The 23973-nt window shown below is 73.3% G+C and carries 22 protein-coding genes and 1 riboswitch; of the genes, 13 read left to right on the top strand and 9 right to left on the bottom strand.

All coding sequences use genetic code 11. The features are described from left to right. Window positions 1–3: 3 nt before the first annotated feature. Entirely contained in the window at window positions 4–204 is a 201-nt protein-coding gene (gene thiS, locus ACLZOT_RS03245; RefSeq protein WP_416967144.1) for a sulfur carrier protein ThiS, read from the bottom strand. Further along, window positions 201–1367 carry a glycine oxidase ThiO gene (gene thiO / locus ACLZOT_RS03250; protein ID WP_416967145.1) on the bottom strand — a complete coding sequence of 389 codons (1167 nt, stop codon included), beginning with the start codon at window positions 1365–1367 and terminating at the stop codon, window positions 201–203. The genes thiS and thiO overlap by 4 nt, the downstream gene beginning before the upstream one ends. Then, a riboswitch (TPP riboswitch) is annotated at window positions 1365–1477 on the bottom strand. Its footprint overlaps the gene before it by 3 nt. Before the next feature lie 53 nt (window positions 1478–1530). Here thiO and ACLZOT_RS03255 point away from each other — a divergent pair. The 6 genes from ACLZOT_RS03255 to ACLZOT_RS03280 all read left to right on the top strand — a co-directional run bounded on the left by ACLZOT_RS03255 (window position 1531) and on the right by ACLZOT_RS03280 (window position 6622). After that, window positions 1531–1875 carry a hypothetical protein gene (locus tag ACLZOT_RS03255; RefSeq protein ID WP_416967146.1) on the top strand — a complete coding sequence of 115 codons (345 nt, stop codon included), beginning with the start codon at window positions 1531–1533 and terminating at the stop codon, window positions 1873–1875. A gap of 32 nt (window positions 1876–1907) precedes the next feature. Beyond that, window positions 1908–3140, top strand: a complete 1233-nt coding sequence (locus ACLZOT_RS03260) for an NAD(P)/FAD-dependent oxidoreductase (protein WP_416967147.1) — start codon at window positions 1908–1910, stop codon at window positions 3138–3140. 106 nt (window positions 3141–3246) lie between these two features. Then, complete coding sequence (locus ACLZOT_RS03265) at window positions 3247–3612, top strand: Rv2175c family DNA-binding protein (protein ID WP_416967148.1); 366 nt, start codon at window positions 3247–3249, stop codon at window positions 3610–3612. Between the two features lie 343 nt (window positions 3613–3955). Further along, window positions 3956–4612 carry a thiamine phosphate synthase gene (gene thiE, locus ACLZOT_RS03270; protein WP_416967149.1) on the top strand — a complete coding sequence of 219 codons (657 nt, stop codon included), beginning with the start codon at window positions 3956–3958 and terminating at the stop codon, window positions 4610–4612. A gap of 79 nt (window positions 4613–4691) precedes the next feature. After that, complete coding sequence (gene metF, locus ACLZOT_RS03275) at window positions 4692–5615, top strand: methylenetetrahydrofolate reductase [NAD(P)H] (RefSeq protein WP_416967150.1); 924 nt, start codon at window positions 4692–4694, stop codon at window positions 5613–5615. Between the two features lie 56 nt (window positions 5616–5671). Next, entirely contained in the window at window positions 5672–6622 is a 951-nt protein-coding gene (locus ACLZOT_RS03280) for a hypothetical protein (RefSeq protein WP_416967151.1), read from the top strand. A gap of 36 nt (window positions 6623–6658) precedes the next feature. On the opposite strand, the gene ACLZOT_RS03285 is transcribed toward ACLZOT_RS03280, so the two are convergent. The 3 genes from ACLZOT_RS03285 to ACLZOT_RS03295 all read right to left on the bottom strand — a co-directional run bounded on the left by ACLZOT_RS03285 (window position 6659) and on the right by ACLZOT_RS03295 (window position 9911). Then, the gene (locus ACLZOT_RS03285) at window positions 6659–8242 is read right to left on the bottom strand and encodes a phytoene desaturase family protein (RefSeq protein WP_416967152.1); all 1584 of its coding nucleotides are present in this window, start codon (window positions 8240–8242) and stop codon (window positions 6659–6661) included. A 48-nt stretch (window positions 8243–8290) separates the two neighbouring features. Next, on the bottom strand, window positions 8291–8902 hold the full coding sequence (locus ACLZOT_RS03290) for a DUF4126 domain-containing protein (RefSeq protein WP_416967153.1): 612 nt from the start codon (window positions 8900–8902) through the stop codon (window positions 8291–8293). Window positions 8903–9284: 382 nt separating this feature from the next. Beyond that, window positions 9285–9911: a TetR/AcrR family transcriptional regulator gene (locus ACLZOT_RS03295; protein WP_416967154.1), complete on the bottom strand. Its 627-nt coding sequence runs from the start codon at window positions 9909–9911 to the stop codon at window positions 9285–9287. A 201-nt stretch (window positions 9912–10112) separates the two neighbouring features. On the opposite strand from ACLZOT_RS03295, the gene ACLZOT_RS03300 reads away from it, so the two are divergent. The 3 genes from ACLZOT_RS03300 to ACLZOT_RS03310 all read left to right on the top strand — a co-directional run bounded on the left by ACLZOT_RS03300 (window position 10113) and on the right by ACLZOT_RS03310 (window position 12210). Then, window positions 10113–10589, top strand: a complete 477-nt coding sequence (locus tag ACLZOT_RS03300; protein WP_416967155.1) for an SAV_6107 family HEPN domain-containing protein — start codon at window positions 10113–10115, stop codon at window positions 10587–10589. 122 nt (window positions 10590–10711) lie between these two features. Beyond that, the gene (locus ACLZOT_RS03305) at window positions 10712–11530 is read left to right on the top strand and encodes a class I SAM-dependent methyltransferase (RefSeq protein WP_416967156.1); all 819 of its coding nucleotides are present in this window, start codon (window positions 10712–10714) and stop codon (window positions 11528–11530) included. A gap of 284 nt (window positions 11531–11814) precedes the next feature. After that, window positions 11815–12210: a DUF3040 domain-containing protein gene (locus ACLZOT_RS03310; RefSeq protein ID WP_416967157.1), complete on the top strand. Its 396-nt coding sequence runs from the start codon at window positions 11815–11817 to the stop codon at window positions 12208–12210. A 98-nt stretch (window positions 12211–12308) separates the two neighbouring features. On the opposite strand, the gene ACLZOT_RS03315 is transcribed toward ACLZOT_RS03310, so the two are convergent. From ACLZOT_RS03315 to ACLZOT_RS03330, 4 genes are all read right to left on the bottom strand, one after another. After that, window positions 12309–14804 carry a transglutaminase TgpA family protein gene (locus ACLZOT_RS03315; protein WP_416967158.1) on the bottom strand — a complete coding sequence of 832 codons (2496 nt, stop codon included), beginning with the start codon at window positions 14802–14804 and terminating at the stop codon, window positions 12309–12311. Beyond that, on the bottom strand, window positions 14801–16126 hold the full coding sequence (locus ACLZOT_RS03320; RefSeq protein WP_416967159.1) for a DUF58 domain-containing protein: 1326 nt from the start codon (window positions 16124–16126) through the stop codon (window positions 14801–14803). Before ACLZOT_RS03320 ends, ACLZOT_RS03315 begins: the two co-directional genes overlap by 4 nt. Before the next feature lie 374 nt (window positions 16127–16500). Beyond that, entirely contained in the window at window positions 16501–17511 is a 1011-nt protein-coding gene (locus tag ACLZOT_RS03325) for an AAA family ATPase (RefSeq protein ID WP_416967160.1), read from the bottom strand. Between the two features lie 233 nt (window positions 17512–17744). Next, a complete protein-coding gene (locus ACLZOT_RS03330) occupies window positions 17745–18296 on the bottom strand; it encodes a beta-class carbonic anhydrase (protein WP_416967161.1) in 552 nt (183 codons plus the stop codon). A 365-nt stretch (window positions 18297–18661) separates the two neighbouring features. Between ACLZOT_RS03330 and rsmH the strand changes: the two genes are divergently transcribed. The 4 genes from rsmH to ACLZOT_RS03350 all read left to right on the top strand — a co-directional run bounded on the left by rsmH (window position 18662) and on the right by ACLZOT_RS03350 (window position 23969). Continuing rightward, complete coding sequence (rsmH, locus tag ACLZOT_RS03335) at window positions 18662–19618, top strand: 16S rRNA (cytosine(1402)-N(4))-methyltransferase RsmH (protein WP_416967162.1); 957 nt, start codon at window positions 18662–18664, stop codon at window positions 19616–19618. A gap of 118 nt (window positions 19619–19736) precedes the next feature. Then, a complete protein-coding gene (locus ACLZOT_RS03340) occupies window positions 19737–20324 on the top strand; it encodes an FtsB family cell division protein (protein ID WP_416967163.1) in 588 nt (195 codons plus the stop codon). 5 nt (window positions 20325–20329) lie between these two features. Continuing rightward, complete coding sequence (locus ACLZOT_RS03345) at window positions 20330–22300, top strand: peptidoglycan D,D-transpeptidase FtsI family protein (protein ID WP_416967164.1); 1971 nt, start codon at window positions 20330–20332, stop codon at window positions 22298–22300. 46 nt (window positions 22301–22346) lie between these two features. Further along, window positions 22347–23969 (top strand): UDP-N-acetylmuramoyl-L-alanyl-D-glutamate--2,6-diaminopimelate ligase, encoded by a 1623-nt coding sequence (locus tag ACLZOT_RS03350; protein WP_416967165.1) that lies wholly within the window; start codon window positions 22347–22349, stop codon window positions 23967–23969. Window positions 23970–23973 lie beyond the last annotated feature (4 nt).

A 23973-nucleotide genomic window follows, 5' to 3' on the forward strand; every position in this document is an offset into this window, starting at 1 on the left:
GGTTCAACCTCCCTGGACAGCCGTGAGGACTTCCACCCGATCCCCGTCGCACAGGACGGTCGTCGACCACCCCGCGCGCGGGACGACGCTCTCGTTGAGCGCGGCGGCGACACCGGCCGGCACGGGAACGAGCGCCCGCACGACGGCGTCGAGCACCGTCCCGGCATCGACGGCCCGCACCTCGCCATTGACGGAGATGTTCATACGGCGTGCTCCAGAAGCGAGCCGGCACCGAAGCGCCGGGGAGTGAAGGGACGGGCTTCCTCGGGCAGCTCACCGCAGGTCAACGCGTGCGCGAGCGCGTCCCCGGTGACCGGCGTCAACAGGACCCCGTTGCGGTAGTGCCCGGTGGCGAGGTGCAGCCCGTCGAGCCCGGTGGGCCCGAGGAGAGGCGCGTTGTCGGGCGACCCGGGCCGCAGCCCCGCGCGCGTCTCGGTGAGCGGCAGCTCGGTGATCCCGGGCACCAGCTCGTGCGCGTCGCGCAGCAACTCGTACACACCTCCCGCGGTGACGACGGTGTCCCACCCCTGTTCCTCGGTGGTGGCCCCCACGACGAGCTCCCCGTTCGCGCGGGGCACGAGGTACACGTGGCTCCCGCGGACGACGGCCCGCACGGTACGGCTCAGGAAGGGCGCGTACGCCCCCGGCACGGCGAGCCGCAGCACCTGCCCCTTCACGGGCCGTACGGGCGGCCGTACGGCGTCGGGGACCCCGTCGAGGCGCGCGCTGAGGCTGCCCGCGGCGAGCACGACCTGCCCGGCGCCCAGGGAGGCGCCCGCGCGCGTGTGCACGCCGGTGGCCCGCCCCCCGGTGACGTCGAGCCGCTCGGCCCACTCCCGGTGGAGGACCACCCCCGCGCGCTCACAGGCGACGACCAGCGCGGCGGCGAGCCGACGGGGATCGACCTGATGGTCGCCGTCGACACGCAGCCCCCCGCGCACCCCGGGCGCGAGCATCGGCTCAAGACGGCGGCACTCCCGCCCGGACAGCCACTCGGACTCCAGCCCGGACTGCCGTTGCAGGGCGTGCAGTTCCCGCAGGTGGGCCCGGTCGTCGGCATCGAGCGCGACGGCGAGCGTGCCGCAGCGGCGGTAGCCGACGTCGTGCCCGGTGACCTCGGCCAGTTCGGCCACGAAATCGGGGTACCGGCGCGCGGAGGCGAGGTTCAGACCCAGCAGGGTCTGCTCGCCGTGGTGCAGTTCGGTGACGGCGGCCAGCATCCCGGCGGCGACCTGGGCGGCCCCGCCCCCCGGTTCGGGATCCAGCACAGCGGCCCTCAGACCGCGCTGGGCGGCCCGCCAGGCGGTGACCAGCCCGATGATCCCGCCCCCGACCACGAGGACGTCAGACGGACGCGTAGGCGACATGGGCGTCCAGCCCCTCCCTTCGCCGGCATGACCCGGATCAGGTTCGTACGGTCGGAGGCCGGCCAGCCTCCCTCTCAGCCCGGTACGCCCGGGCTCCCGCGAGTGCTTTACGTTGGCCACCACCCTAGCCCGCACCCCCCGCACCTCGTAAAGGGAGCCTCAGTTGACCCTCGACGGCCTCGTGTTCGCCCCCGTCGCCGACCAGGCGCCAGGACAGGTCGGCACCGGCACCCGGTTCACGTACCGCGAGCGCGACGGCGTGGTCTGGGCCGACTACGCGGGCGGGGACGTCGTACGCGGCCATCTCGTCGGCACGCGCGCGGGGGACCGCGTCGACTTCCGGTACGTGCAGCTGCGCACCGACGGGACGACCGCCTCCGGCCACTGCGTGTCGACGGTCGTGACGCTCCCCGACGGGCGCCTGCGGCTCGACGAGACGTGGGAGTGGGAGTCCCAGGAGGGCGCCGGTACGAGCGTTGTGGAGCAGGTCACGGAACCGGGCCCCTGACTGACGCAACGTCACGCCTCTATGGTGATCGAGTGAGCGAGCAGACGCAGGAAACGGACGCCCCGCGCGTGGTTGTCGTCGGCGCCGGGATGGCCGGGGTGCAGACCGCGGTCGCCCTGCGCGAACAGGGCTTCACCGGGACGGTCACCGTCATCGGCGCGGAACCCCACCAGCCGTACGACCGCCCCCCGCTCTCCAAGGCCGTCCTCCTCGGCAAGACCGACGGCTCCGCCTTCGACATCGACTTCACCGCCCTCGGCATCGACCTCCTCCTCGGCCGCGAGGCGCTCGCGGTGCGGGTCGAGGAGCACGTCGTGGACACGGACGGCGGCCCCGTCCCGTACGACACGCTCGTCCTCGCCACCGGCGCCGAACCGGTCCTCCTGCCCGGCACGGAAGGCGTCCCCGGCGTCCACCTCCTGCGCACCCTCGACGACGCGGAACGCCTCCGTCCCGTCCTCGCCGACCAGCACGACGTCGTGGTCGTGGGCGCCGGGTGGATCGGCGCCGAGTTCGCCACCGCCGCGCGCGAGGCGGGCTGCGCGGTCACCGTCGTCGAGGCCGCCGACCGGCCCCTCGCGGGCGCGCTGCCCGCCGAGGTCGCCGCTCCGATGACCGACTGGTACGCCGACCTCGGGGTCGACCTGCGCACCCACGCGCGCGTACGGAGCGTCGAGCCGGGCGCGGTGCTCCTGGACGACGGGACACGCATCCCCGCGGGCGCGGTCCTCGTCGGCATCGGGGCGCGGCCCGCGACGGGGTGGCTGCGGTCCTCCGGGATCGCCCTGGGCGCCCACGGCGAGGTCGTCACCGACGCCCACCTGCGCACCTCCGCCGCCGACGTCCACGCGGTCGGCGACTGTGCCTCGTTCCCCTCCGCGCGGTACGGCGAACGCCTCCTGATCCACCACTGGGACAACGCGCTCCAGGGCCCCCGTACGGTCGCCGCGAACATCCTCGCGGCCGCCACCGGGGCGCCCCTCGTCGCCTACGACCCCGTCCCATACTTCTGGTCCGAGCAGTTCGGGCGGTTCGTGCAGTACGTGGGGCACCACGCCGGCGCCGACACGATGGTCTGGCGCGGGGAGCCGTCCGGACCGGCCTGGTCGGTGTGCTGGCTGCGGGAGGGGCGGCTGGCGGCGCTCCTGGCGGTGGGGCGGCCCCGGGATCTGGCGCAGGGGCGGCGGCTGATCGAGGCGGGGGCCGTGATGGACGCGGAGGCGTTGGCGGATGCGGGGCTGCCGCTGAAGTCGGCGGTGGCGTGAGAGGGCTCCCCGCGGGGGTTCCCGGGCGGGTCCAGGGGGCCGGTGAGGTACCGGTCCGGGTGGTCCCGGCTTCCGAGTGTCAGTGGCAGATGGCAGGCTTGGTGTCGTGACCGAGATTGACACGAAGATCGACGCGCTTGTCCCCGCCTGGCTGACCCTGCCCGACATCGCCGAACAGCTCGACGAGGAGGTGACGCGCGTACGGCAGCTGGTGAAGGAGGGCCAGCTGATCGCCGTACGCCGCGGTGAGAACCGCGCGCTGCACGTCCCCGCCGCCTTCATCGACGGCGACAAGGTCGTCAAGGGCCTCCCCGGCCTCCTGACGGTCCTGCGGGACGACGGCTTCACGGTCGAGGAGATGATCGAGTGGCTCTTCACTCCTGACCCCACCCTCCCCGGCACCCCGGCGCAGGCCCTCCTGGAGAACCGGGGCACCGAGGTCAAACGCAGGGCACAGGCCCTGGCGGTCTGACCACGAGACAGGCCGAGGCACGGCTGAGGTACGGCTCCGGCTGAGTCGGAGCCGTACCTCGCCGGGCACGGCCCCCGCCGGGCCCGAGCGGAGACGCACCCTGCCGTGAGCGGGCGCCGCGCCGACCGGCGGAGCGGCCGCGACCCGGCGGGGCCCGGCACGCGGGAAGACCTCCACGGCCCGATCGCCGGCCCTGACCAGCTCCGTACGGCCGCCGGGCTCCGGATGTTTTCCGAGCCCGGTGCTGGGAACGTCCTCCCGGAACCCGAAGCCCCTCCCGCGCGGGCGCCACCGCCGGCAGACCGCCACTGCCACCACCCACTCACCCCCGGGGGAACCCCACATGCCCGACGCCGCAGCCCGTCTCGCCGACGCCCGTCTCTACCTCTGTGTGGACGCCCGCAAGCGTCAGGGTGACCTTCCGGAGTTCCTGGACGCCGTGCTCGCCGGGGGAGTGGACATCGTGCAGCTGCGGGACAAGGGGCTGGAGGCCGGGGAGGAGCTGGAGCACCTCGCGGTCTTCGCGGACGCCTGCGCGCGGCACGGCAGGCTCCTCGCCGTGAACGACCGCGCGGACATCGCCCACGCGGCCGCCGCGGACGTCCTGCACCTGGGGCAGGGCGACCTCCCGGTGCCCGCCGCACGGGCGATCGTGGGCGGGGACACGCTGATCGGCCGTTCCACGCACTCGGCGGCGGAGGCTGAGGCCGCGGCGGTCCAGGAGGGCGTGGACTACTTCTGCACGGGCCCCTGCTGGCCCACCCCCACGAAGCCCGGCCGCCACGCCCCCGGCCTGGACCTGGTCCGCCACACCGCCTCCCTGGCCACGGACCGCCCCTGGTTCGCGATCGGCGGCATCGACCTCACGAACCTCGACGAGGTCCTGGACGCGGGTGCACGCAGAGTGGTCGTCGTCCGCGCCATCGCCGACGCGGACGACCCCGGCGAGGCGGCGGCCCGCTTCAGGAAGCGCCTGAACGAGGCCGGATCCGTCCGATAACCGAACATCACCCCTGAGGATTTGGGCATTTTCCCAGTGCTGGTTGGGGTAGTGCGCCCGCGCTGGCTAACCTGCGGGTATGGCCCTCGGAACCGCATCCACAAGGACCGATCGCGCGCGCACGGTGCGTGACATTCTGGCGTCCGGCAAGACGACGTACTCGTTCGAGTTCTCGGCCCCGAAGACACCCAAGGGCGAGCAGAGCCTGTGGCGGGCGCTCAGGAGAGTCGAGGCGGTGGCACCGGACTTCGTGTCGGTGACGTACGGCGCCGGCGGCTCCACGCGCGCGGGGACGGTGAAGGAGACCCAGCAGATCGTCGCGGACACGACCCTGACCCCGGTCGCGCACCTGACCGCCGTGAACCACTCGATCGCCGAACTGCGCAACATCATCGGCCAGTACGCGGACGCGGGCATCAGGAACATGCTCGCGGTCCGGGGCGACCCGCCCGGCGACCCGATGGCCGAGTGGATCGCGCACCCCAGCGGCCTGACGTACGCGGCGGAACTGGTCCGCCTGATCAAGGAGTCCGGCGACTTCTGCGTGGGCGTCGCCGCGTTCCCGGAGATGCACCCGAGGTCGGACCACTGGGACACGGACGTCGAGCACTTCGTCGACAAGTGCCGCGCGGGCGCGGACTACGCGATCACCCAGATGTTCTTCCAGCCGGAGTCCTACCTGCGCCTGCGCGACCGCGTCGCCGCCGCGGGTTGCGACACCCCGGTCATCCCCGAGATCATGCCGGTCACCAGCGTCCGCATGCTGGAGAGGCTCCCGCAGCTCAGCAACGCGGCGATCCCTTCCGCCCTGAAAGAGCGGATCCTCACAGCGAAGGACGATCCGGCCGCTGTACGCTCCATCGGTATCGAATTCGCCACGGAGTTCTGTGCGCGGCTGCTCGCCGAGGGCGTGCCCGGACTGCACTTCATCACGCTCAACAACTCCACGGCGTCACTGGAGATCTACGAGAACCTTGGCCTGCACCATCCCCCGCGGGCCTAGACCGGTCGCACCAAAATAAGACACACTGCGTAGCGGCCACCGGGAGAGGGGCGTACATGGGCTGGACGGTCCTCTACATCGCGTTCGGCATCGTCGCGCTCTGGCTGCTCGGCGAGGTGCTGTTGCAGTACAAGGCGCGGCTGCGCTGGCGGCTGCTGGCGTTCGTCGGCTTCCTGGGCGTCGTCTTCGGTGTCCTGATTCCATCGGTCCCGGTGATCGCCGTGGGCGCGGTCGCGTTCGCGATCGGCCAGACGTACGTCACGCTGTCGTTCCGCAAGGGCTTCGAGTCCGGCTGGGCGGTCAGCCGCCCGGCCCTCGCGGAGGGCTTCACGAAGCGCCGCAAGGGCAAGAAGTCCGAGGACAGGCTCGACGACGAGGCCGGCCCGGCGGCCCCGCCCCCCGCCGCCCCCTTCGCCGGGGACGCCGATCCGGCCCTCGACGCCGCGGCCACCGCCGCCTTCGAGCGCGCCACCGGCGGCTACGACGACGACTTCGACCGCGACGACGTCTTCACCCCGGCCCGCCCCCTCCACCAGTCCCCCGACACGGTCTACGAGCCCCAGCCGATGCCGGACGAGACCGGCACGTACGGCGTCTACAGCGACTCCGCGTACGCCGCGGCCACCGGCCAGGAGCAGTACGCCTCCTACGACGGCTACACCGGCTACGACCAGCAGCAGTACGGCTACGACACCACCGGAGAGCAGCAGCAGTACGCCGCCTACTCCGACCCGTACATCGGCACCCAGACCTACGGCACCGGCTCGTACGACACCACCGGCTACGACCAGCAGCAGTACGGCACCCAGCCGGGCTACCCCCAGGACCAGTACGCCCAGCAGGGCTACTCGGAGACCCCCGCGGGCGGCGTCTGGGTCCCCCAGCAGCGCAACACCGACGACCCGTCCTACAACGCCGACCTCCCCGCCGACCAGCAGTACTACCAGGACGGCCAGGGCCAGCAGCAGCACGGCAACGGGTACGACGAGCAGCAGTACCGTTTCTGAACGGCCCACGCGGCCCACGCGGCCGACGGGGGCCTCTCACTGCGACCCTCTGAACTCCAGCCCCTCCACGATCAGTCCCGCCACCAGTGCGCCCGACATGCCCGCGTGCGGCAGTCCGCCGCCGGGGTGGGACCAGCCGCCCACCGTGAACAGGCCCGGCAGCGCGGTCGTGTTGGACGGGTGCAGGAAACGGCCCTCGGCGGCGGCCAGCGCGGGGGGCGGAATCGAGCCACCTTCGGCACCGGTCACCGCCGCGACGTCCGCCGGGGTCCGCACCTCGCGCCACAGGATCCGCTCCCGCAGTTCCGGTACGGCCCGTCCGGCGGCCGTGAGCATCGCGTCCACCGCGGCCTCGTGATCCCCCTCGACGCCGGCCGGGACCGTGGCCGTCACGACCATCGCCTCGTGCCCGGCGTCCGGGACCAGGGCCGGGTCGTCCGGGCGCAGGACCGTGACCGTCGGGTGGGCCGGGGGCACCGGCACCGGCCCGAAGAGGGACGCCAGCTCGGCGTCGCGGCCGGGGGTGTGGACGACCGTCCGGTGCGGGGTGCCCTCGGGGCGGGCGCCGCGCAGGGCCAGCAGCATCGACAGCCGGCTGGGCAGCCCCCGCTGCGGCCCCACCTCGCCCTCCCCGCGCGCGGGCACACCGAGGAGGCCGGGGGCGACGCCGGTGACGACGAAGTCGGCGTCCACGATCGTGGTGGCCAGGGGGGAGGTGCCTTCTGCGGGCGAACCCTGGGGCTGGGGAGCACGCTCTGTCGGCGAGCCTTGCGAGGTGCCCTCAGCCGGTGAGCCCTGGGCCGTGTTCGCCACTTCCACCCCCACCGCCCGGCCGTCCTTCTCCACCACCCGCACGACCTCCGTGCCGAACACGAACTCCACCCGCCGCGCGAGACACCGCTCGTACACCGCGCGCGCCAGCTCCCGCAGGCCGCCCCGGACGTACCAGGTCCCGAACGCGTGCTCCATGTAGGGCAGGACGGCCGCGCCCGCCGGGGCCGTACGCGGGTCGAGGCCGTGCGCGAGGGCGTGGCTCTCCAGCAGCGCCGTCAGCCGGGCGTCCCGCAGCTCCCAGGCGCCGACCTCGGCGAGCGTGCCCGCCCGGCGCGTGCGCAGCAGCCGCTTGTGGGGCACCGACGGGTACGGCTCACGGCCGGCCAGGACCTCCCAGTTCGGCCACAGCGGCTCCTCCAGCAACGGCCGCCGCGTACGGTCCCACGCCTCGCGCGCCCGCACGAGGAAGTCCCCCCACCGGGCGCCCGCCCCCGCCCCCAGCGCCTCGTCCAACGCCGCCACCACGCCCGCGCGCGAGGCGTTCGGCAGCGCCGCCTCGCTCCCGTCCCCGAACACGTGCCACGCCGACGGGTCGACCTGCACCAGCTCGACGACGTCCTCCAGCGCCTCCTTGCCGGTCTTGACGAACAGATCGCGCCACACGGCGGGCAAGGTCAGCACCCCGGGCCCCACGTCGAACCGGAACCCGTCCCGCTCCCACCGGCCCACCCCGCCGCCGTACGTCTCCCCCCGCTCGTACACCACGACACGATGCCCCGCGACCGCCAACCGCGCCGCCGCCGCCATCGCGCCCATCCCGGCGCCGATCACCACGATCCGTCCCATGTCAGCGACTGTATCGGCCGCCACTGACAGTGAGGCCGGGGGAGCGGCTCACCCCGGTGGCCCCGCCCGCCCCGCCAGTCTCCGTTCCTCCCGGCGCTGGGCCCTGCGGCGCAGGAAACGCCGGATGCGGGACGCGAGGAGGACGAGGAGGAGCAGGCCGGCCACCAGGAGGGCGCCCGCGATGGCCGCCGCCGCGCCCGGGTGGAACATCGCGAACGTCACCAGGCCGCCGACGCCCAAGTCCTCCGCGAGGCTCACGATCACGTTGCTGAAGGGCTCGGGGGAGGTGTTGACGGCCATCCGGGTGCCCGCCTTGACCGCGTGGCTCGCGAGGGCCGTGGAGCCGCCCAGGAGGCCCGCGGCGACGTCGGAGAGCGACCCGGACTGGCCGGCGAGCAGCGCGCCGACCCAGGCGCCGGCGGCGGGGCGGACGAGGGTGTGGACGGCGTCCCAGGCGGAGTCCACGTACGGGATCTTGTCGGCGACGGTGTCGCACAGGAACAGCACACCGGCCACGACCAGGACCTCGGGGCGCTGGAGGGACTGCGGGATCTCGTCGCTCACCCCCGTCGCGCCGAACACGCCGAGCAGCAGCACCACCGCGTACGCGTTGACGCCGCTGGCCCAGCCGCTGGTGAACACCAGAGGGAGTACCGACACGGACGCGATCGTAACCAGAGCCGGTCGAACCGGCCTGGGGATGAGCACACAGCCCTGAGTATCCGTACCTAACCATGGAGATGAGTACGCGCGCGGATGGGTGCCGACCTGCGTAAACGGGAGAGTGGAGGCACGGAAAGGGGCCCGGAGCCGGTACCGCCGACACGGGGCGGCGGAACCGGCACCGGCCCTAGACCGCTCCTTCCGCCGGCCTGGTCGGCGGGAGCGAGGCACGGGGGACCCCTGGGGGGAACGACCGGTCGGGGGACCGACGGGGGAAACAGGGGGATCGGGGGGAAACGGGGGGGAGCAAGAGGAAGCGCCGGTTCGACGGTGGCCCGCGGGGGACGCGGCCACGTCGGACCGGCGCTTTCGTCGTGCCCTACAGCCGCCCGCTCACCCGCCCCTGGAGCAGCCGCGACAGCGCCGCGTGGACCTCGTCCAGCGACCGTTCCGGCTGGAACGCCTGCCAGTCCAGCGCGGCGACCAGCACCATCCCCACGAGCGCGGCGGCGGTCAGGGGGACGTCGATGTCGTCCACGAACTCGCCCTCCTGCACGCCCGCGCGCAGGACGCCCTCGACGACGGCCACCGCCTCCTTGCGGACGACCATGAGCGTCGACTGCCAGGCACGGTTCGTCCGCCACAGCTCGGCCACGTACAGCTGCGTGAACGCGGGATAGCGGTCGATGAAGACCAGCCCCGCGCGGACCATCGCGTCCAGCGCGTCCACGCGTGTGCCGCCCGCGCGCGCGGAGCGTTCCGCGGCCTCTCTCAAAGAGGCGGTCAGCAGTCCCACACCGTGTCGCAGCAGCTCTTCGAAGAGGACGGACTTGCTGGCGAAGTTGTAGTACACGGTGCCCTTCGCGACGCCCGCGCGCTCGGCGATCTCGTCCACCGTGGTGGCGGAGAAGCCCTGCTCGGCGATGAGCGTGACGGCCGCCTCGTAGAGCTTCTGCCGAGTGGCCTCGCGGCGGGAGCCGCCGCCCGGCGTGGTGCTGCTTTCCATGCGGTCGATTCTCACAGGAACGGAGGCGTCGGGGGGCCGGTTCGAAGATCGCCGCGAAGGCGGGCCGACAGCGGCGGCCCGAGCAGGTGCTCGAACTCCTGATCGAGGTAAAAGACCAGGTCAGAACGGATTGTCAGTGGCATACCTCACGATGGGCACATACGGCCACAGTGCCGTCACCCAGACGACAGGAGGTTCGTCATGGCCGGCTACGACGTCCACCCCGTCCTGCGCCGGGCCTCGGCCCCGCCCGCGGCCCTCGACCTGCTCGCGCAAGCGCGCACGGGCCTGGACGAGGCCGCCGCCCTCGACACCCCCAACGAGCGGTACGCCACGGCCCACCTCGCCGCGCTGCGCACCGCCGCGGCCGTCCTCGCCGCCCGCGCCCGCCCCGACCTCACCCCCCGGCGCCGCACCCGCATCCGCAGCGCCTGGGAACTCCTCCCCGACGTCGCCCCCGAACTCGCCGAGTGGAGCGCCCACTTCGCCGCGGGCGCCACCCGGCGGGCCCGCGCCGAGGCCGGCATCGTCGGCGCGGCGTCCCCGCGCGACGCCGACGACCTCATACGCGACGTCGAGATGTTCGTCCGCCTGGTGGAGCGCCTGCTGTCCTTCCAGCCGGTCCTGCCCCGCCAGAACCCCCCGGGAGGCGACCGGGACTACCCGCACGCGGGCTGACGGCACCGGCCGCGCCCCCGGCCGCCGAGGCAATAGGGTGGACGCGCACGAAGCCCTCGCCTCGGGGGTGTCCGTCCGCCCCGTCGGGTATGCGCCGGGGCCGCGTCTAGGAGTCAGTTGCCGTGTCGGATCCGTCGCGCCCGTCCGCCCCGCAGGAACGTCCGCAGACCGGGGCGCTGGGCACCGATCCGGCGAGGCCGCGCTCGTCGCTGCGTACGGCGGTGGTGTGGGAGGTCCTCCAGGAGGCGCTGGAGCGCCGGGTCAAGGGCAGCGGGCGGGAGTCGCTCGACGTGCTCGACGCCGGGGGCGGCAGCGGCAACTTCGCCGTACCGCTCGCCCGGCTCGGACACCGGGTGACCGTCGTCGACCCCAGCCCCAACGCGCTGTTCGCCCTGGAGCGCCGCGCGGCCGAGGCGGGCGTCGCCGAGCGCGTGCGGGGCGTGCAGGGCGACGCGGGCGGCCTGTTCGACGTCGTGGAGCGCGGCGCCTACGACGCCGTCCTGTGCCACGGCGTCCTGGAGTACGTCGACGACCCGGCCGACGGCATCCGCAACGCCGTCGCCGCCCTGCGCCCCGAGGGCGTCCTCAGCCTCCTCGCGGCGGGCCTCGGCGGCGCCGTCCTCGCGCGGGCGCTGGCGGGGCACTTCACGGAGGCCCGGCAGGCGCTCGGTGACCCCAGTGGCCGATGGGGCGCGGGTGACCCGGTCCCCCGGCGCTTCACGGCCGGACAGCTCACGGACCTGGTCGAGGGCGCGGGCCTCGCCGTCGGCGCGGTGCACGGCGTACGGATCTTCGCCGACCTCGTCCCCGGCGTCCTCGTCGACACCGAACCCGGCGCGCTGGAGGCCCTCCTGAGGCTGGAGGAGGCGGCGGCGGAACTGCCCGCGTTCCACTCCGTGGCCACCCAGCTCCACGTCCTCGGCGAGACTCGCGCGAGCTGACCGCTCCCTTTACATCCCCTTGACCCTGGCTTGATCATGGTCCCGGCCGTGATGGAGTACGCCACAGGCCCTCCGTTACGGCGCTGTGCGCCGTATGATCGAGGGAGACCGTCCGGCATGACGGGTCGGCCGCCGGGGAATGGAAGCCTCAGCGAGCCGGGACGCTCTTGACGGGTTCTGGTTGGCCAATTGGCGTAGAGGGGCGGGTTTCACGGGGGCGATTCCCTGCCTATCCTGAAGGGACCCCCGGGTCGCCCCGGCGACTGCACGATGAGGAGGACGCCGTGCCGCTCTCTGAGCACGAGCAGCGAATGCTTGAGCAGATGGAGCGAGCGCTGTACGCCGAAGACCCCAAGTTCGCGACAGCGCTTGAGGGAAGCGGGCTGCGGACGTACACCCGGCGACGGGTCTACCAGGCGGTCGCCGGCTTCCTCGTAGGTATCGCGCTCCTCATGGCCGGTATGGTCGCCCAGCAGGTCTGGCTCAGTGTGGTCGGGTTCCTCGTCATGCTGGGATGCGCCGTGCTCGCCGTGACGGGTTGGCGCAAGGCCCCCAAGCCGGGCGAACAGCCCGCGAGCGGCGGCCCCCAAGCCCGCCACCAGCCCCGTTCCAGGCGCTCCGTGATGGACCGCATCGAACAGCGCTGGCAGCGCCGCCGCGACGAGCAGCAGGGCCAGTGACCCCAACCTCGTAGCGCGCCTGCAACTCCCGATACGTACGACTGAGGGGGCCGCCCACCCGGGCGGCCCCCTCAGGTCTGCCTGCGAGGAAGGGTCTCTCAGCTGCCTTGCTGCTGGCCCCGCTGACCCCACGGCGTCCGCTGGACCAGCCCGGACCAGCGGGCCGCCCAGGACGCCTTGGCAGCCGTCCAGCGGTCCATGAGGTCCCACATCGCCCGGACGGCGGAACGGGGGGCGACCAGTGCGCGCAGACGCGTCGGCCAGGTCGCCCGGGCGCGCAGGGCGGCGCGGACCGTGCGGACCTCGTCCGCGAGACCGGCCTCCGCACGGGGGCGCGGCGCGAACAGCACCTGCTCCACCGCCCCGGCGACCCGGTGCACGGAACCGGCGGCCGGCTCCTCCAGCTCACCGAGCAGCACGATCCGCTCGGCGGCCCGCCGGGGCGTGAGCGCCTCGTCGGGGGCGATGCCGAAGTCCCACGCCGTGTCCGTCAGCTCCTGCCACACCGCCAGCACATGCGCGACGGCGGCCTCACCGGCCCGCACGGCCGGATCCTCACCCGGCGCCAGCGGATCACCCACGGCGCCCTGCGGCCCCGCCCGCTCCGGACCGCCCCCGGCGTGCTGCGCCGACGCCAGCCGCATCGACCTGCGCCGCAGCCGCCACAGCATCGGCAGCGACGGCACCGCGATCACCAGCACCGCCAGCAGCGACCACCAGGCCAGCTTGTACCAGGGGGTGCCCCCGTCACCGCCAGCCGCCGAGTCCAGCGGCAGCGCGCTCGCGCAGCCGTTCTCCCTGCGCTCCGCCGCCGAGCAGCTCGCGCTCGCGGAGGGCGCCGCGGAGGGCGCCGCGCTCGCCGACGCCGAGACCTCCGGCCGGGCCGGCACGGTCGTCTCCGAGGAGTCCGGCAGCGTGTACGACGGCGTCGAACCCCGCGTCGGCGTCGGCTCGAAGCGGGTCCAGCCGATGCCCTCGAAGTACAGCTCCGGCCACGCGTGCGCGTCCTTGAGGCTCACCTCGACCGTGCCGTTCCCCTGCGGGGTGCCCGGCGCGAAACCGACCGCGACCCGCGCCGGGATGCCCAGCGTGCGGGCCATCGCCGCCATCGCGAACGAGTAGTGGACGCAGAAGCCCTGCTTGTCCCGCAGGAACCGGACGATCCCGTCCGGGCCCGTGCCGACATCGACCTGGGTGTCGTACTGGAAGCCGCCCGTCACCGCGAAGTAGTCCTGGAGCGCTACCGCCTTCGCGTAGTCCGTCTGGGCGCCCCGCGTGATCTGCTGGGCCTCCCGCCACACCACCGTCGGCAGCGAGGACGGCACCTCGGTGTAGTCCTCGCGGATCGACGCGCGCGCCTCGGGGGCCGCCGCGAGCTGCTCCGCCGTCGGCTGCACCTCCAGGCTGTTGACCTGGTACGTCAGACCGCGCGTGTTCTGGCCGTGGTCGCCGACGAGGGTCATGCCCTCCGGCTCGAACCGCCAGTTGCCGTCGATGCGCACCCCGCTCGGCGGGTACGGCATCGGCAGCCAGTCCTGCGCGTACCACTCGGCGGCCGTGATCTGGGTGCTGACCTCCGTGCGCTTCACCTCGGCGTTCAGGCCCGTCGGCGTCGGGAAGGTCTTGGGGACCTCCTGGATGCGCTTGCGGGAGGGGCGCCAGGTCGTGCCGTCGAAGTCGTCCAGGGAGACGATCCGCAGGTACATGTCCGACAGGTCGTTGGAGTTCGTGCGCAGCGTCAGGACCGTCCGGTCCTGGTCGATGTTCAGGCTGTCGCGCAGCGAGACCAGGGGGTTGACCGCGGAGATCGTCCCTCCGCCGCCGGTGCCCGCGCCCACTCCCGCACCCGTGCCGTCCAGCAGGCCGCCCTGGATCGCGGGCAGCGGCAGCAGCGGCACCACCAGGGCGACGCCGAGCGCGGCCATGCCGATCCGCCGCCCCGTGCGCACCGGGGCCACCGGGCCCTCCGCCGCACCGGGACCGCTGGGCCCGCGCGGGGCGCCGCCGAAGACGCGGCCCCACTGGGAGAGCCGCTCGCGGCCCTCGGCGAGCAGCAGCATCAGATAGCCGGCCGCCGCGACCAGGAACCACAGCCAGTCGGTGCCCCCTTCGGACAGGCCCGCCGCCACCGAGTACAGGGCGAGCAGCGGCAGCCCGGCCGGCGCCGCGTTGCGGAACGTCACCGCGAGGGTGTCCACCATCAGGCCGATCACCAGGACCCCGCCGATCAGCATCAGCCGGATGCCGTCGGACAGCGGGGCCGGGATCGCGTAACGCCCGACGTCGTCCCCGCCCGCCTGGAACAGGTCCGCGAAACGCGTGATCGCCTCCGGGCCGGGGACGATGCCCGCGAGGGCCTGCTCACGGGCGAAGACCAGGGTCAGCAGCAGGACCGTCACCAGCGTCTGCGCCGCCACCGTCAGCGGCCGGGCCAGCGGGATGCGGCGGGCCGCCGCGCCCACGCCCGACTGGACCAGCAGGAGCAGCACCGCCTGGAGGAACCACGAGCTGCGGTCGACCAGGGGCAGCAGCGCGGTCGCCGCCATCAGCGTCGCCGCCGCCGAGCACAGCGTCAGCCTCGCCCGCCCGCTCATGATCCCGTCCTTCCGATCGTGCCCACCACACCGGACCTCTCCCGGTCCGCCTGACGCCACAGGTCCTCCAGCGAGGCGCCCCTCGGGACGCTCACGGCCGTCCAGCCCGCGTCCCGCAGCATCCTCAGCCGCTCGGCCTGACCCGTCTGACCCTTCATCGCTTCGGAGCCGCCGTTCGGTTCACGGCCCGGATCCCGGCTCCAGGAGTCGTTGTCGACCAGGAACGCGATGGCGCCCCCGCTGCGCTGGCGCATCTTCGCGGCCACCGCCGCCTGCTCCTCGTCGAGGTCGCCGAGGAACGCGACGAGCAGGCCCTCGTTGCCGCCGCGCAGCACGTCGTACGCGCGCGAGAGGCCCGCGCCGTCGGAGTGGTCGACCACCGCGAGGGTGTCCATCATCAGGCCGGCCGCCTCGGCGGACTCGCCGCCGCCCACGAAGCCCTCGGTGCCCTCGCCGGGGACCGAGCTGCCGGTGTCGGTGAGCAGGCGGACCGTGAAGCCGCGCTCCAGCATGTGCGTGAGGACCGACGCGGCGCCCGACACGGCCCATTCGAAGGGGGCGTCCGGGCCGACGCCGTCGTACGCGATGCCCCGGGTGTCCAGCAGGACCGTGCAGCGGGAGCGCTGCGGCTGTTCCTCGCGGCGGACCATCAGCTCGCCGTAGCGGGCCGTCGAGCGCCAGTGGACGCGGCGCAGGTCGTCGCCGTAGCGGTAGCCGCGCGGGATCACGTCGTCCTCGCCGGCCAGCGCCAGTGAGCGCTGGCGGCCGTCGCCGTACCCCTTCGCCTCGCCGCTGAAGCGGACCGAGGGGAGGGGATCGACGCGGGGGATCACCGTCAGGGTGTCGTACGACGAGAACGAGCGGGTCAGCTCGCACATGCCGAACGGGTCGGACAGGCGCAGCTGGAGAGGGCCCAGGGGGTAGCGGCCCCGCAGGTCCGAGCGGACCCGGTAGGAGACCTCGCGGCGGCCGCCCGCCTCGACGCGGTCCAGGACGAAACGGGGGCGCGGACCGAGGACGTACGGCACCCGGTCCTGGAGCATCAGCAGGCCGGTCGGCATCCGTGAGACGTTGTCCATCCGCAGGTGCACCCGCGCCTCGCTGCCGGCCGGCACGCGCGCGGGCGAGAGCCGCCGGCTCCCGGCCACCCGGTAGCGCGTGCGGTACAGCACGCCCGCGCAGATCAGCGGCAGCACCGCGAGCAGCAGCCCGACCCGCAGCAGATCCGGCTGCCCGAGCACGTACGCGCAGATGGCCGCGGCTATCCCGGCGGCGAGGAACGACCGCCCGCGCGTGGTGAGCCCGGCGAGCGCGGTCCGCACGCCGCCCTTCTCACCCCGCCCGCCGTCGGCACGCCCGCTCGCGGTGGACGCCCCCGCACCGCCCCCGCCTCCCGCCGGACGCCCACCGGAGCCGGAGCCCGCGTGATGCCCGGCCCCTGCGGTCCCGTACGCCGACGCCCCGACAGGCCGCTCGGCGTACCCACCCGAACCGGCCGGGGGAGTGCCGGGCCGCCGGGGATACGCACCCGACGCCCCGGCGAAGCCGCCGGACGACGCCCCCGCCGGGTTGCCCGGGGGAGCGCTGGGCCGCTGGGGATACCCGCCCGGAGCGGCCCCCGTGCCCCGCGCGTCGGCCGCCGGCCCGGGGGAGCCCCCCGCGGGGGACCCGCCCGGCGCCGCCCCTCCAGGCGTCATCACAGGCCCCGCGAGCCGTACGGCTGGCCGTAGTCGCGCTGCTGGGGGGTCGCCGGGACCGGGGTGCGCTGGAGGATCTCCTCCACGACCTGTTCCGAGGTGCGGCGGTTGAGCTGGGCCTGTGCGGTGGGCAGGAGGCGGTGGGCGAGGACGGCCACGGCGAGGGACTGGACGTCGTCGGGGAGGGCGTAGTCGCGGCCGGAGAGGGCGGCGGTGGCCTTCGCGGCGCGCAGCAGGTGGAGCGTCGCGCGCGGGGACGCGCCCAGTCTGAGGTCGGGGTGGGTACGGGTGGCGCCGACCAGGTCGACGGCGTACCGCTTGACCGCCTCGGCGACATGGACTCCGCGCACGGCGTCGACGAGCTTGACGATGTCGTGCGCGTGCGCCACCGGCTGGAGGTCGTCCAGGGGGCTGACCGCGCCGTGCACGTCGAGCATCTCCAGCTCGGCCTCGGGGCTCGGGTAGCCGATGGAGACCCGGGCCATGAAGCGGTCGCGCTGTGCCTCGGGCAGCGGGTAGGTGCCCTCCATCTCGACCGGGTTCTGGGTCGCGACGACCATGAAGGGGCTCGGCAGTTCGTAGGACTGCCCGTCGATGGTGACCTGGCGCTCCTCCATGGACTCCAGGAGCGCGGACTGCGTCTTCGGCGAGGCGCGGTTGATCTCGTCGCCGATCACGATCTGCGCGAAGATCGCGCCCGGCTTGAACTCGAAGTCACGGCGCTGCTGGTCCCAGATGGACACGCCGGTGATGTCCGAGGGCAGCAGGTCGGGGGTGAACTGGATCCGGCGCACCGAGCAGTCGATGGACCGGGCCAGCGTCTTGGCGAGCATCGTCTTGCCCACGCCGGGTACGTCCTCGATCAGCAGGTGCCCCTCCGCGAGCAGCACGGTCAGCGCGAGTCGTACGACCTCGGGCTTGCCCTCGATCACCCCCTCCACCGACCCGCGGACCCTGTCCACGGTGGTGGTCAGATCAGTGAGGCTCGCTCGTTCGTCATAGGTCGTCACCCGGCCCTCCTCGGCCCGTACTGTTCCGGGCCGCCGCTGTCGTGCGAACCGGCCCACCCCGAATCACGGACGCCGCCCGCGGAATGTTCGGCCCGGCGTCCTCCCCGCATTCTTGCCGCCGTTACCGATTCGTGTCACTCGGCTGTGGATAACTGTCCGCGATATGTCCTGGGCTACGGCTTTTGCCGGTAATGGTGACAGGAAGTCGACAGGGTGAGGCCCCGCCAACTCCCTCAGTGGGCCGGGTCGATCTCGCGCAGCAGACCCGTCTTCACGTCGAAGACGAAGCCTCGCACATCATCGGCGTGCAGCAGGAACGGTGACGTACGCACCCGCTGCATGGACTGCCGGACGTCCTGGTCGACGTCCCGGAACGCCTCCACCGCCCACGCGGGACGCTGGCCGACCTCCATCTCCAGTTCGGTGCGGAAGTCCTCGGTGATCGCCTCCAGGCCGCAGCCGGTGTGGTGGATCAGGACGATCGAGCGCGTGCCCAGCTTGCGCTGGCTGATGGTGAGCGAGCGGATCACGTCGTCGGTGACCACACCGCCCGCGTTGCGGATCGTGTGACAGTCGCCCAGTTCGAGGCCGAGCGCGGCGTGCAGGTCGAGACGCGCGTCCATGCAGGCCACGACGGCGACCCGCAGGACGGGCCGGGCGTCCATGCCGGGGTCGGTGAACGCCGAGGCGTAGTGCTCGTTCGCCTGCACCAGCCGGTCGGTCACCGTCCCGCCGTGAGGTATGGCGCCTTCGGAGTCGGTCGATACGGATGCGGAAGTCGTCATATCCATGACGGTACTGGTCACCGGCGTTCCGAGCCCGTTGTGAGAAGGGAAAATGAGGGTCATCGCACGCTCGGTGTGAGGTAAGCCACAAGAGTGGGCGGGCGGGGGTCCAAAGGGTGATTTCTCGCGGTACGCGGCGTCACCCGCGATCCCGCGCGCGTGGCTCCGCGACGCGCAGGCCGGTTGATTGACCGCGAGACAGCGTGGACTAAAGTGACGCGAAGCGGGAGGCGCGGCAGCGGTGGCTCTCCCTGCTGACTCGAACCCGAGACGAACTTCCCCGTGGGACCCCGGCCCGGCCGCTCGTGGTCTCCCCGCGTGCGCGGCGCGTACGTACGGGCCCCGCCGGTGACTGAGAGGGCCCCTTGAGCAACAGCCGACACGTACCCGTGATGCTCCACCGGTGCCTGGACCTGCTGGCACCGGCGCTCCAGGAGCCGGGAGCGGTCGTCGTCGACTGCACGCTCGGACTCGGCGGCCACAGCGAAGCCCTCCTGGAGCGCTTCCCCGAGGCCCGTCTCGTCGCCCTCGACCGCGACAAGGAAGCCCTGCGCCTGTCCGGCGAACGCCTCGCCCCCTTCGGCGAGCGCGCCACCCTCGTGCACGCCGTGTACGACGAACTCCCCGAGGTCCTCGACCGCCTCGGCCACGCGCGCGTGCAGGGCGTCCTGTTCGACCTCGGCGTCTCCTCCATGCAGCTCGACGAGGCCGGCCGCGGCTTCGCGTACGCGCAGGACGCGCCCCTCGACATGCGCATGGACCAGACGACCGGCATCAGCGCCGCCGAGGTCCTCAACACCTACCCCGGCGGGGAGTTGGTGCGCATCCTGCGCGCGTACGGCGAGGAGAAGCAGGCCAAGCGGATCGTGTCGGCGGTCGTGCGCGAGCGCGAGAAGGAGCCGTTCACCAACAGCGCGCGGCTCGTCGAGGTGATCCGGGGCGCGCTGCCGCAGGCCGCGATGCGGACCGGCGGGAACCCCGCCAAGCGGACCTTCCAGGCGCTGCGCATCGAGGTCAACGGCGAGCTGTCGGTGCTGGAACGGGCGATCCCGGCGGCCGTCAAGGCGCTGGGCGTGGGCGGGCGGATCGCCGTCCTGTCGTACCAGTCCCTCGAAGACCGGCTGGTCAAGCAGGTGTTCGCGGCCGGCGCCGCCAACACGGCACCGCCCGGCCTGCCGATCGTGCCCGAGCGCTACCAGCCCCGGCTCAAGCTGCTCACGCGCGGTGCCGAACTTCCCACCGAGGAAGAGATCGCCGAGAACCGCCGGGCCACCCCCGCCCGGCTGCGGGGCGCCGAGCGCATCAGGGAGGACGTGGAGTGAGCCGGGCAGGGAGCCGACCGCGGAGTTCCCGAGGCGGGCCGATTCACACATTTGAGCGACTCGGGGCGGTCCGTGCATCTTCGCGGCGGCTTCGGACGTCCTACTGGGTGGAGGCGCTATGAGATCGGAACTCAAGGGACGGCTGGCCGGGCTGCTGCCGGCCGGAGGCGGTGCGCAGGCCGGGCGGACACCGTTCGTGCTGCTGGTCGTCGTCCTGCTGGGCGGCGGGCTGATCGGACTCCTGGTGCTCAACTCCGCGCTCAGCGAAGGGTCGTTCAAGATGGACGACCTCCAGAAGGAGACCAAGAGCCTCACCGACGAGCAGCAGGCGCTCCAGCGGGACATCGACTCCTACTCGGCGCCCGACGCCCTCCAGAAGCGCGCCCGCGAACTCGGCATGGTCCCCGGCGGCGACCCCGCCTTCCTCCAGCCGGACGGCACGGTCAAGGGCGTCCCGTCCCCCGCCGCCCAGCCCTCCGGGACCCACGCGCGGGAGTCCGTGCGGCCCCCCGAGGCGATCACCCTGTCGCAGCCGAACCAGCTCCCCACCGGCCAACTCCCGGCAGGCCAGAGCCAGGCCCCCGGTACCCAGGCGCATCAGCTCGCCCGGCCGGGGCAGACGCCGAACCAGCAGAACCAGCAGACGCCGAACCAGCAGGCACAGCCCCCCGCTCCCACCCCCACCCCCTCGACCCCCGGCAGGTGACGGAAGTGTCCGACAGGGAACCGCCCCGCCGCCGCGTACCGGGCCCCGCCAGGCCCCCCCGCCCCGCCCAGGGCGCCCAGCGCAGGCCCGGACCCGGCGCGCGGCCCCCCGTCCGGCGCCCAGCGCCCCCGCGCCCCCCGGCGGCCGCCAGGACCCTGCGCCTCGGCAGCCCGAGGCCCCGCCTGCGCCTGGTCGGCGTCGCCCTCGCGCTCGTCCTGACCGCCTTCGTCGTCCGCCTCCTCCAGGTCCAGGCGGTCGACGCGAGCACGTACACCGCGAAGGCCGAACAGAACCGGTACGTCGGACAGGTGCTCGCGGCGGAGCGCGGCGAGATCACCGACCGCAGCGGCATCGCGCTGGCGACCAGCGAGGACGCGTACGACATCACCGCCGACCCGACGATGTTCTCGGCGAAGCAGCTGAAGATCGGCGACGGCCCCGAACAGGCCGCGGCCCTGCTGGCGCCGATCCTCGGCCAGGACCAGGCCGACCTGGTCGGCAAGCTCCGGCCGAAGAACTCGGCGTCCCGGTACGCGAAGCTGGCGTCCCGCCAGACCCCGCAGGTCTGGAAGCAGATCCGCGACCTGCGGGCCACTCTCGCGGACAAGGCCAGGGCCGACAAGACGGCCGTGAACGTCCTGAGCGGCGTCTTCGCCGTCCCCAGCAGCAAGCGCGTGTATCCCAACGGCGACCTCGCCGCCGGGATACTGGGCTGGGTCAACGCGGAGGGCGTCGGCGGTGGCGGCGTCGAACAGCAGCTCAACAAGCTCCTCGCGGGCAAGGACGGCAAGATCCGCTACGCCCAGTCCGGCGGCCGGCAGGTGCCGACGGCCGGGTCGACGGAGACGCCCGCCGTACCCGGTTCGGCCGTCGAGCTGACCATCGACCGGGACATCCAGTGGGCCGCGCAGAACGCGATCACCGAGCAGGTCCAGAAGTCGAAGGCCGACCGGGGCTACGTCATCGTCCAGGACACCCGCACCGGCGAGATCCTCGCCATGGCCAACTCCCCGGGCTTCGACCCGAACGACCTCTCCTCGGCGACCTCGGCGAACATGGGCAACGCGGCCGTCCAGGACGCCTACGAGCCCGGCTCGACCGCGAAGGTCGTCTCGATGGCGGCGGTCCTGGAGGAGAACGCGGCGACCCCGCTGACGAAGGTCACCGTCCCGAACCGGCTGCACCGCGGCGACCGGCTCTTCCAGGACGACATCGACCACCCGACCTGGTACCTCACCCTCAACGGCGTCCTCGCCAAGTCGTCCAACATCGGCACGATCCTCGCCACCGGACAGCTCGGCAGGACGCAGCCCGAGGCCAACCAGGTCCTCTCGTCCTACCTGCGCAAGTTCGGCGTCGGCCAGCCCACCGGACTCGGCTTCCCCGGCGAGACGCGCGGCATCCTCGCGCCGGCCGCCGACTGGTCGACCTCGCAGCAGTACACGATCCCCTTCGGCCAGGGCATGTCCGTCAGCGCCCTCCAGGCGGCCTCCGTGTACTCGACGATCGCCAACGGCGGCGTACGCGTCGAACCGACGCTCGTGCGCGGCACCGAGGGCCCCGACGGCCGGTTCACGCCCGCGCCCGCGCCGCAGACCTCACGGGTCGTCAGCGCGAAGACCGCCAGGACGCTGAGCCAGATGCTGGAGTCCGTGGTCGACGACCGGGAGGGCACCGGCACCAAGGCCCGCATCCCCGGCTACCGCGTCGCGGGCAAGACGGGCACCGCCAACCGAGTCGATCCCCTCACCGGCACGTACAAGGGGTACACGTCCTCCTTCGCGGGCTTCGCGCCCGCCGACAACCCACGCGTCACCGTCTACTGCGCCATCCAGAACGCGACGAAAGGCAGCTACTTCGGCGGTCAGATCTGCGGGCCGATCTTCAAGCAGGTCATGGAGTTCGCCCTGAAGACCCTCCAGGTCCCGCCGACAGGCGCGAAGCCCGCCAACCTACCCGTGACATTCACCCCGTGAGCACCCCGTCCCTCCCGTTCAGCGCCGAACAGCCAGGAACCAGCCCGTGACCATGATCACTCCCGACCCGGGGAACCACACCCCGCCCCCGTCCTCGCTTCGCTCCGGAGCGGGTCGGCCCGGTACGCTCACCGCCGTGCCACACGCTGATCAGTCCCTGAACCACCAGACACCCCGGCCGCAGCAGGTGACCGCGACACCCCTCGCGGACCTCGCCGACCGGCTGGACGCGCAGCGGCCGGACAGCAGCGCCGAGGTCACGGGCATCACCCACGACTCGCGCGCCGTCCGCCCCGGCGACCTGTACGTCGCCCGCGCGGGCGAGCGCACGCACGGCGCCGACTTCGTCGCCCAGGCCGCCGCCCAGGGCGCCGCCGCCGTCGTCACCGATCCGGCGGGCGCCGACCGCGCCGCCGCGACCGGCCTGCCGGTCCTGGTCGTCGACGATCCGCGCGCGCGGATGGGCGAACTGGCCGCCGACGTCTACGGCCGTCCGGGCGAGGCCCTGCTGAAGATCGGCATCACCGGCACCTCGGGCAAGACCACGACCGCGTACCTCGTCGAGGGCGGCCTGAAACGGCCCGCCGGCCTCATCGGCACCGTCGAGACCCGCATCGGCGACGAGCAGATCAAGTCGGAGCGCACCACCCCCGAGGCCACCGACCTCCAGGCCCTCTTCGCCGTCATGCGCGAGCGCGGCGTCGAGTCGGTCGCCATGGAGGTCTCCAGCCACGCCCTGTCCCTCGGCCGGGTCGACGGCGTGCTCTTCGACGTCGCCGTCTTCAACAACCTCAGCCCGGAACACATGGAGTTCCACTCCGACATGGAGGACTACTTCCGGGCCAAGGCCACCCTGTTCACCAAGAAGCGCAGCAGGCGAGGGGTCGTCAACTACGACGACGCGTACGGCCGCCGACTCGTCACCGAGGCCGAGGTGCCGGTCGTCACCTTCTCCGCCGAGGGCGACCCGGACGCCGACTGGCGCGCGGTGGACGTCCACATCGGCGCGATGGACTCGGACTTCACGGTCGTCGCCCCCGACGGGACGCGGATCGCGGCCAAGTCGCCGATCCCCGGCCCGTTCAACGTGGCCAACAGCCTCGCCGCGATCGTCGCGCTGGCCGAGGCCGGCGTCGACCCGCGCACCGCCGCCGAGGGCGTCGCCGCCGTACCCGGTGTGCCCGGGCGGCTGGAGCGGGTGGACGCGGGACAGCCGTACCTGGCCGTCGTCGACTACGCGCACAAGACGGACGCCGTCGAGTCGGTGCTCAAGGCGCTGCGCAAGGTCACCAAGGGGCGGCTGCACATCGTGCTGGGCTGCGGCGGCGACCGGGACGTCACCAAGCGTGCCCCGATGGGCGCGGCGGCGGCGCGGCTCGCCGACACGGCCGTACTGACCTCCGACAACCCCCGCTCCGAGGACCCCCTCGCGATCCTCACCGCGATGCTCGACGGCGCGGCCTCCGTGCCCGCGCACGAGCGCGGTGAGGTGCTGCTGTTCGAGGACCGGGCCGCCGCGATCGAGGCGGCCGTGGCCCGCGCGCACGCGGGGGACACCGTGCTGGTCGCGGGCAAGGGCCACGAGCAGGGCCAGGACATCGCCGGCGTGATCCGTCCCTTCGACGACCGCCAGGTGCTTCGCGAAGCTATCCAGAAGACCCAGGGATGAACTT

This window comes from Streptomyces sp. 4F14 (assembly GCF_048159485.1).
In the GTDB taxonomy this organism is placed as follows: Bacteria; Actinomycetota; Actinomycetes; order Streptomycetales; family Streptomycetaceae; genus Streptomyces.

Coding starts and splice junctions, on each gene's coding strand:
- thiS (WP_416967144.1), bottom strand. CDS start 204: ATGAACATCTCCGTCAATGGCGAGGTGCGGGCCGTCGATGCCGGGACG.
- thiO (WP_416967145.1), bottom strand. CDS start 1,367: ATGTCGCCTACGCGTCCGTCTGACGTCCTCGTGGTCGGGGGCGGGATC.
- thiE (WP_416967149.1), top strand. CDS start 3,956: ATGCCCGACGCCGCAGCCCGTCTCGCCGACGCCCGTCTCTACCTCTGT.
- metF (WP_416967150.1), top strand. CDS start 4,692: ATGGCCCTCGGAACCGCATCCACAAGGACCGATCGCGCGCGCACGGTG.
- ACLZOT_RS03280 (WP_416967151.1), top strand. CDS start 5,672: ATGGGCTGGACGGTCCTCTACATCGCGTTCGGCATCGTCGCGCTCTGG.
- ACLZOT_RS03285 (WP_416967152.1), bottom strand. CDS start 8,242: ATGGGACGGATCGTGGTGATCGGCGCCGGGATGGGCGCGATGGCGGCG.
- ACLZOT_RS03295 (WP_416967154.1), bottom strand. CDS start 9,911: ATGGAAAGCAGCACCACGCCGGGCGGCGGCTCCCGCCGCGAGGCCACT.
- ACLZOT_RS03300 (WP_416967155.1), top strand. CDS start 10,113: ATGGCCGGCTACGACGTCCACCCCGTCCTGCGCCGGGCCTCGGCCCCG.
- ACLZOT_RS03315 (WP_416967158.1), bottom strand. CDS start 14,804: ATGAGCGGGCGGGCGAGGCTGACGCTGTGCTCGGCGGCGGCGACGCTG.
- ACLZOT_RS03330 (WP_416967161.1), bottom strand. CDS start 18,296: ATGACGACTTCCGCATCCGTATCGACCGACTCCGAAGGCGCCATACCT.
- ACLZOT_RS03340 (WP_416967163.1), top strand. CDS start 19,737: ATGAGATCGGAACTCAAGGGACGGCTGGCCGGGCTGCTGCCGGCCGGA.